Origin of the sequence: Flavonifractor sp. AGMB03687 (assembly GCF_017811815.1) — a bacterium.
Classification (GTDB): Bacteria; Bacillota; Clostridia; order Oscillospirales; family Oscillospiraceae; genus Flavonifractor.
The window spans coordinates 449,955-458,040 of record NZ_JADKZI010000004.1; the positions used below are offsets into that span (position 1 = coordinate 449,955).

The 8,086-nt window shown below is 58.7% G+C and carries 7 protein-coding genes, 1 tRNA gene and 1 rRNA gene; all 9 read right to left on the reverse strand.

All coding sequences use genetic code 11. The features are described 5' to 3' along the window. Positions 1–15: 15 nt before the first annotated feature. The 9 genes from J9789_RS11435 to J9789_RS11475 all read right to left on the reverse strand — a co-directional run bounded on the left by J9789_RS11435 (position 16) and on the right by J9789_RS11475 (position 8,053). Positions 16–1,677, reverse strand: a complete 1,662-nt coding sequence (locus tag J9789_RS11435; protein WP_209345466.1) for a propanediol/glycerol family dehydratase large subunit — start codon at positions 1,675–1,677, stop codon at positions 16–18. A 22-nt stretch (positions 1,678–1,699) separates the two neighbouring features. Then, positions 1,700–2,512, reverse strand: a complete 813-nt coding sequence (pduB, locus tag J9789_RS11440; protein ID WP_209345468.1) for a propanediol utilization microcompartment protein PduB — start codon at positions 2,510–2,512, stop codon at positions 1,700–1,702. Positions 2,513–2,568: 56 nt separating this feature from the next. After that, a complete protein-coding gene (eutM, locus tag J9789_RS11445; RefSeq protein ID WP_087340571.1) occupies positions 2,569–2,847 on the reverse strand; it encodes an ethanolamine utilization microcompartment protein EutM in 279 nt (92 codons plus the stop codon). Positions 2,848–3,129: 282 nt separating this feature from the next. Beyond that, positions 3,130–4,272 (reverse strand): 1-propanol dehydrogenase PduQ, encoded by a 1,143-nt coding sequence (locus tag J9789_RS11450; protein ID WP_209345470.1) that lies wholly within the window; start codon positions 4,270–4,272, stop codon positions 3,130–3,132. 43 nt (positions 4,273–4,315) lie between these two features. Continuing rightward, entirely contained in the window at positions 4,316–5,392 is a 1,077-nt protein-coding gene (locus J9789_RS11455; RefSeq protein WP_209345471.1) for a response regulator transcription factor, read from the reverse strand. Positions 5,393–5,434: 42 nt separating this feature from the next. Beyond that, positions 5,435–6,664: a PocR ligand-binding domain-containing protein gene (locus tag J9789_RS11460; RefSeq protein WP_209345473.1), complete on the reverse strand. Its 1,230-nt coding sequence runs from the start codon at positions 6,662–6,664 to the stop codon at positions 5,435–5,437. Between the two features lie 453 nt (positions 6,665–7,117). Continuing rightward, positions 7,118–7,615, reverse strand: a complete 498-nt coding sequence (locus J9789_RS11465; protein WP_209345475.1) for a hypothetical protein — start codon at positions 7,613–7,615, stop codon at positions 7,118–7,120. Positions 7,616–7,764: 149 nt separating this feature from the next. Then, positions 7,765–7,880: ribosomal RNA gene (gene rrf / locus J9789_RS11470) — 5S ribosomal RNA — on the reverse strand. A gap of 98 nt (positions 7,881–7,978) precedes the next feature. Further along, positions 7,979–8,053 (reverse strand) — tRNA-Glu (locus J9789_RS11475). Positions 8,054–8,086: the final 33 nt, after the last annotated feature.

Consider the following 8,086-nt stretch of genomic DNA (forward strand, 5'->3'; position numbering starts at 1 on the left):
GTTGCTTCACCCCTCTTAGATGTCTTCCGGACGGATGGCGTTGGGAATGTTCTTCAGCTGGTTCCAGCGCTCCTCGCTGATCTGGTAGCCGGTCATGGGCCCGTGATACTCGTTGGGCACGTTGACGGCGGACAGGACGTGGAAGTCCTTGTCGAAGATGGAGGCGGTGTGCAGGTAGTCGCCGGCCACCTTCTGGCGGAGCATGTTGTACACGTTGTGGGCCACGTCGGGGAAGCCGGCGCGATCCAGAGCCTTCACGAAGTCAACGCCGGTGACCTTGCGGGCCATCATGTCCTCGATGGCCTTCAGATCCTCGTTGACGTTACGCTGAGGCATGTCGTTGGAGCCGTTGGCATAGGTAGCGGCCTCGACCTCGGCGTCGGTGATCTCGGGCAGGCCCAGCTCACGGAACATACCCTGCAGGGCACGGGCGGCCTTGTTACGGGCCTTGAGCACGTCCTCCTCGCGGACGGGCTGCAGACCGCCGTCGATCTTCATGTCGCGCTGGATGATGGTCCAGTCGTCGTAGTCCTCGGCATCCCAGTTGGAGCCGGCGAACATGTTGTCGTAGTTGGGGGTGGCGGAGTAGCCGGAGCAGATGTAGTCGGTGCCGGAGAAGAGCTGAGGCACGGTACGGGCCACCCGGCGCAGGTCGGAGTGGGTGAAGGTCTGATCGTTGGAGGTGGTGGACTCCAGGTCCAGCAGCATGGCGATCAGGTTCTCAGCGGCCACAGCACGGATACCGCCGGGCACACCGGCGGGCACGCCGATGCAGGACACGGAACCGTTCTGGGTACCCTGCACGCCGGCGCCCTTGGTGACGGCCAGGCAGCGGGCCTCCAGGTACAGCATGCTCTTGCCCTCGGCGTAGCCCATCTGCACCTCAGAACCGGTACCGGAGGTGAAGCGCATCTTCAGGCCGCGGGAAGCGTAGCAGCTGGCCAGGAACGCCTTGGAGTAGGGGGTGTCGTCGCCGTCCATAAAGACGGGCTCGGTGCCGTAGACGGAGATGGTCTCGGCGTAGGTGGTGAAGCCGCGCATGCCCAGCATGAGCTCGGTGGCCTCTTCCAGGGCGCACTGGGTCATGATGCCGGGACGGCCGGCCTGGGCGCCCACGAACAGAGCCATGGCGTTGAAGGGAGCGTAACGGGCCACGGCCACGGTGGTCTCCATCTCGGCGAAGCCGCGGACGGCGGCCTCAGCGGCGTCGGCAGCGATCTGAACGGGGTTGTCACGGACGTTGGTCACGTGGCACTGGTTGGCGGGCATCATACGGGCACGCATCTTGGTCATGCCCATCATGATCTCCACGATGGTCAGCTTGCCCACGACCTCGGTCAGCTTGGCGGGGGTCAGGGACAGGGTGACGTCCAGAACTTCCTTACGGGAGACGTTGATGTCCACGATCATCCGGGCGATGTCCAGAGAATCCATGGCCATGGCCTTCTCGGCGTTCTCCAGGCGGATGGCGTGGTCGGCGATGAAGGTATCCAGCATATCGAACTCGGCGCGGGTCTTGCCGTCCAGCTCGGTAACCACACCGTTCTCAATCTTGATGCTGGGCTTGGGATCGAAGGGGCTGTTCATGGCGATCAGACCCACCTCAGGCCACTCCTGAACATAGCCGTCCTGGTTAACCGGGCGGGCGGCCAGTACTTCAAAACGCTTTGACTTCATGTAACTGACTCCTTCCCGTTAATTAGATGATGTAGGGGGTAGTGGTGCTCTTGAGCTCCTCGTCAGGGGCCAGGGTCTTGAGCAGCTGCAGGCCCACGTCGCGGGCGGCGATCACAGCCTGCTTAACGGCGCCGGAATCGCCGGAGAAGAAGAAGTTGACCTCGTTGGAGAAGCTGGTGCCGCCGTTGCCGGGAGTGGCAATGGTAACAGCGTCCACGGTGGCCGCCTTGGAAGCGGTATCCGCCAGAACCACGCCGATGCCGGCGGGGGCGCCTACGGTGATGCCGAAGGCCTTGCCCAGAGGAGCACCCCAGACCTTGTTCAGAACGTAGGAAGCGCGGGCGCTGTACTGGAACTCCAGGTGACCGGCGCTGTTGCCATACACGTCGCCCATGGTGCGGGGGATCTCGCGCAGGCAGACCTCAACGGCCCGGCGGGCATCGGAGACGTCCTCGGCGCCGAAGATGATCAGGGAGCCGTGGCCGGCGCCGCCCTCGGTATCACGGGGGCACTCCACCAGCAGGCACTCACTGTTGGTAGCCTTGACAGCCTCGTCAGCGGCAAAGATCTGGGGGCCGGCGCCCACGCGATCGCTGATGATGCCGATGGCACGATACTTGGGATCGATCTTCAGCTGCTCATGCACCTGATGATCCAGGTTGGCGATAACCAGGCCGATGGTGTGGCCCAGAGCGGTGCCCACAAACTCAGTCAGGTTGCAGGCGGGGGCAGCCTCGCAGCACGCCTCGCTGGCTGCGGGAGCGGGGGTGGTCTCAGTCACGCCCATCTTCTTCATGACTTCGTCCATGACCTTGCTGATCAGCTCGTCTTTCATGTGTTAACCCTCCGAACATTTTATAATTTTGAATCCTTGGGGGAGTCCCTTCTCACTTACAGCTGATTGGGCAGAATCTTTTCCACATCGGTGTGGGGTCTGGGGATGACGTGGATGGAGACCACTTCTCCCACCTTCTGGGCCGCGGCAGCGCCGGCATCGGTGGACGCCTTGACCGCGCCCACGTCGCCCCGCACCATCACGGTGACCAGGCCGGAACCGATCTTCTCGTAGCCTACCAGGCTGACATTGGCGGATTTGACCATGGCATCGGCGGCCTCGATGGCGCCGACCAGACCTCTGGTCTCAACCATTCCCAGAGCTTCCTGTTGCATACTACTACCTCCTTCATGTAGCCAACGGCGGCTCCGCAGGAGACCGCACGCTATCTGAAGGGATTATACCTGACCCCCGGCCCGCTTTTCTTGGCAGACCGGAGTGCTTTTTTGTCTGTTTGTTCCAAACCCCTCGGTCTAAAAAGTACCCCATATTTTCCCTTCTGCCCCCCTCTTCCCGGGTGTCATTTTTTGTTTTTCCTTTCTGCAAAGACAAAAAAGTCCACCTCGCATCTTGAAACGATGCGAGGTGGACTTTTTTGTCCTCTCTCTCGGATTGCATCAATAGCCGGAAAGTTTCTGAAGAATGGCGCCCACACACTCTGCCGTGGCGGGCCGGGGATTGGAGGCGGTGGTGACATCGGCCAGAGCGGCGGAGATCATCTCCTCCCGCAGGTCCCGGATCTGCTCCTGACCGGCGCCCCACTCCTTGAGGGTGGCGGGGATCTTGAGGGTGCGGTTCAGGCGCTCCACTTCCCGCAGCAGGTTGGAGACGCCCAGCCGAACACTGGGGGCGGGCAGATCCAGGGTCTTGGCCAGACGCTGGTACTTTTTTGCTGCCAGGGTATATTCCCCGTTGCGCACGCCCGCCAGGTTGGCGTTAAAGCCGATGATATGGGGCAGCAGCATGGCGTTGATTCTGCCGTGGGCGATATGGAGCTTTCCGCCCACCGCGTGGGCCATGCCGTGAGTCAGGCCCAGACCGGCGGAGTTGAAAGCCAGTCCGGCCATACAGGACGCGTTGTGGAGCTTCTCCCGGGCCAGCAGATCGGTGCCGTCCTGGAAGGCCAGGGGCAAAAAGCGGCACACCAGGGAAACCGCCTTTTCACACAAGGCATCGGAGAAGTCGTTGGCTCCCTTGGACACATAGGCCTCAATAGCGTGGGTGAGCACGTCCATGCCGGCGTCGGCAGTGACGGACGCCGGGGCGGACACCGTCAGCTGCGGGTCCAGAATAGCCACCGGCGGACGCAGGGCTTTACTGTCCAGCGGGTATTTAATGCCTTTGGCACGGTCGGTGATAACGGCATACTCCGTCACCTCAGAACCGGTTCCGCTGGTGGTGGGAATGGCGAAGCACTCCCACCGGTCGGTATCGATATGGAGGGTCTCCTTGGCCACCGCACGGATGGCCTTGGCAGCGTCGATGGTGGACCCGCCGCCCACCGCGATCATGGCTTCCGCCCCGCAGTCCCGCAGGGCCTCCACGCCGGCGGCCACCACTTCGATGGGAGGATCGGGCACAACACCGTCAAAGACGGTCACCTGACAGCGGGTCAGGTAGCTTGCCACCTTGTCCGGCACACCCATGCCGGCCATAAATCGGTCGGTGACGATCATAACGCGCTTGTCTTCCACTTTGCGCAGACGCTCCAGCGCGCCCTCGCCAAAGAAGATCCTGGTGCTGAAACTGAATTCCTTCATGTTCTCTACACTCCCTGCGGCCTCTGCGCCGCCCGGGGGCGTGTCAGCAGCCGCTGCTCTGATCTCCGGCCTTACGATTGCGCTCCCGGAATTCCGTGGGCGTAACCCCCACCTTCCGTTTGAACGCTTTGCTGAAATAGTTGGTCTCCCCGTAGGAGAGCTCATAGGAGATGTTGATGACCGGCATATCGGTGTCCAGCAGCATCTGCTTGGCCAGCTCGATCTTGCCGTCGGTCACATAGGCAATGTAGTTCTGTCCGGTCAGCTTCTTGAAGAACTTGCTGAAGTAGCAAGAGCTCATGCTGGCGTACTCGGCGGCCTCGTCCAGGCTCAATCCTTTCCGCAGGTTCCGGTCGATGAAGTTGAGGATCTTTTGACCCCCTTCTACCTCGTAGAAGTTACTCTCCTCCATGGCCTCAAACATGATATCCAACATGTTTTCCAGCGTGAGGTAGCTCTCATATTTCCGTCCCTGCCGGTCGAAACGGACGCGGAACTGCTCCAGGCACCGGTTCAGCTTCCACTGCACCGCCTGTCCAAAGGGTGCGCCCAGCTCAGCGATCCCCGCCGCAAAATCCACTACCTCGTTGCGGATCGCCTCTACATTATCCCCATCGTCATAAAGCAAATCAAGGTATTCTCTTGTGGTCTGGATGCACTTTTTATATTGGAAGCCCCGCAGTTGCTCCATCAGGCGGTTCAGATACCGTCTCCGGCGGCCGTCGTCGGCCTCCGGCTGGGCGGCAGTCACGCCGCCCTTCCGCATCAGCGTCCTGGCCGCGGCCAGGATCCACGCCGGGCGGCAGGGCTTCAGCAGATACTCCCTGATCCCAAGGCGCCAGATATTGCGGGATACGTGCTCCTGATCTCCCGATGAGATCACCAGGATAGGCGTGTCGGGCGCCAGGCTCTGGGCCGACGCGATCACATTGCACTTGGCCAGATTAAATTGAGGGATGTCGGCGACAAACAGGTCGATCTCGCCCGTCTGGAGGGTTGCCAGTGTCTGCTCCGCACTGTCGGCGTGGAGGACTTGTACCCCGTCCAGCCCGGAGGCGAGGATCTCGCCTGTAATCTGTCGTTCCAGATCATTGTCGCTCCATATGAGAATCTGTTTCATCTGGCCTTCCTCCTACCGCACACAGGCAGTCGGCCGTACGCCTCAGAACGGCCCCCGCTTCTCCAATGGCAGTCGAATCCGAATGATAACTCCGGTCTGTTTATCCTCACGGGCACTTACACTCAGCCCGTACTTGCTTCCAAACACATGCTGAAGGCCGCTGTTTATGGTGTGGAGGGAGCGCTCGCTCCCGGCCTTGGACGCACTGAGCAGGTGGACCCACTCGTCGGAAGACTGGACGGCTCCGTCGCACCGGATCTGGAGCTGGAATGCGTCCTCGTCCTCCTGGCCATAAAGCTCCAGCTTGAAGGGATAGGCAGGCTCTTCCCCAAGTCCGTCCACAATGTGGTCCAAGATCTGCCGCAAAAGCATAAAGGGGCAGGGAATCCCCCAGTAGCCCGCAGGTACCGACACGGTGAAGTCCAGCTTGTCCCCCACCCAGGCCTTCTGGATACGCAGCAGCGCCTCCATGTAGTTGAGCTCCTCCCCCAGGGTGGAGATTTTCTTCTGGGTGCTCATCTCATACCGGGTGACGTCGGCAAAGTCATAGACGACCTGTTCCGTCTTCTTCGCCTTCTCCTCATGGGCCAGGCGGGACATGATATTCATCACATAGAAGAAATAGCGGAACTCAGAGCTGCGGTATACTGCGTCTGCCTCCTGCTTGCGAATGACATCCTCCAGCTCGGAGCGGGCAGCCCGTTCCTCCGTCAGCTGCTTGTCCTTCTCCTCCAGGGTGTCCTGCATTTTCTTTCCGTTCGCGTTTTCGGTCAGGGCCACAATGATGTCCCGCAGGATCTGCACCGTGGCCTCCACCTTTTCATAAGAAACGGTCTCCATCTTTTCATAGAGGTCGTTGATCTGCTCATGCTTCCGCCAATTGCTCTGGTGGGGCAGGATATACTCCAGCTGTTCGGCCTCTTCCTCACACACTCGAACCTGACCGCCCAGAACGGCTCCCATATAGGTGCCGTTGATGATCAGCGGCACCGCAAAGTCCACCAAATCGGCATGACACCGGTAAATATACGGCTGGCCCGTGATAGCCGCGTGCAGTCCGCCGTGGGCGTCGCACTGGGCACACATCTCCGAAAATCCCTGAACCTCCCGTACCTTCATGCAGTGATCCGTAAAGCCGCTGTACCGTGTGATGGGATTTCCCCGGTAATCCACCGTCACAGCTCCAATTCCCATGGCTCTGGAGCAGTTGTCCTGAATGGACTGGAGCAAATTGATGTCGATCATATCAGAAATTTTCTTAATTTCACTCATATGTACTCCCCACCGCATCTGTATTTGCAAGTCGGGCATTTCTCCAGGTTCCACAGTACAATGGTGCTCCCCAAAAAAACGCCTTGCGTTTTCAGCCGATCTCCCGGCAATTTTGTATCCTGTTATAGCAAAATAGTCATGCACAGCAAGGCAATTTTATGCTTGTAAAATAGCATTAAACCAGATGGTTTTCAAGGTACTTTTTTGCCCTGTTGCTTCTATTTCGTGTTGTATCCCCCATCCACGGTCTGATAGCCAGGGGTGCCATGTTTTGCGCTCTGATTATTCTCGCACTGAGAACAAAACAGACTGGGCATAGCCCAGGCTGTCAGCTTGTCAGACCGCTTTCTCTCGGAAAGCCTGCCGCATTCCGCCGTCATCTCCGGGATCATTCATCTATGGAACGGCCCGTTTCTGAAACAGGCGGTGGAATTGTAATTGCCCTTCTGTACGTTAGCTGCCTTCAGTTTTGGTCAGCAGCAGCCCCTGTGTCCCCACATCCACAGAACCGTCCTTCAGAGAGATGAAGGGAGAGAACTCCGCTGTCTCCTCCTCATAGCTCAGCCGGACGGTGGCGTCCGCAAAAATATCACTGGCGTTGCACTGCAGGATAAAGGGCTTGCAGTCAGGGTTCTCATAGAGCAGGATCGGCTCAGATGTCTCCATATCATTGCGGTACAGGGACAGCTTCATGCCCGCGTATCTGGGGATCACCAGATAGTAGTCGCCGCCGGAGATATAGTGGACCGGCAACTGATCGCTGTCCAGATACCGCGCCGCATAGTCATCCAGATCTTCGATCTGCTGGTAGCCCAGATAGGCCACGGCGTAGTACTGTCCCTCCTGAAAGGGGATGTCATCCTGCTTACTTGCCTGGGGCTGCTGGGTGCATCCGGCAAATAAGCCAAGGCACATCAGCACTGCCAAGAACAGAAAATATCGTTTTTTCATGCCGTCGCCTGCCTTTCTGCTCCAATTTCTTTCATTATATCAGGTAATGTCTGCCTTTACAAGATGATAGCAGGCAATCAAAAAACGGTACGGCAAATGCCGTACCTGAAAAGAACAAAAGACGGACTTCAAAAGAAGTCCGTCTTTTGTGTTGGCGTTACCTATCTTCCCGGTCCGTCTCCAGACAAGTATTTTCGGCGCAGGTGAGCTTAACTTCCGTGTTCGGGATGGGAACGGGTGGACCCTCACCGCAATCAACACCAACTTACTTTCCTCCGAAAAAGAAAGTAAGCAAAGAAAACTTCAATAGAACTTTTCTCTCCTTACCGTCTTTCTCAACGATAAGTCCTATTCAATTTAAAATGGTGACCCGTGCGGGAATCGAACCCACGTTTGCGGCGTGAGAGGCCGCCGTCTTAGCCGCTTGACCAACGGGCCATTGGTGCGCCTTCACGGATTCGAACCGGGGAC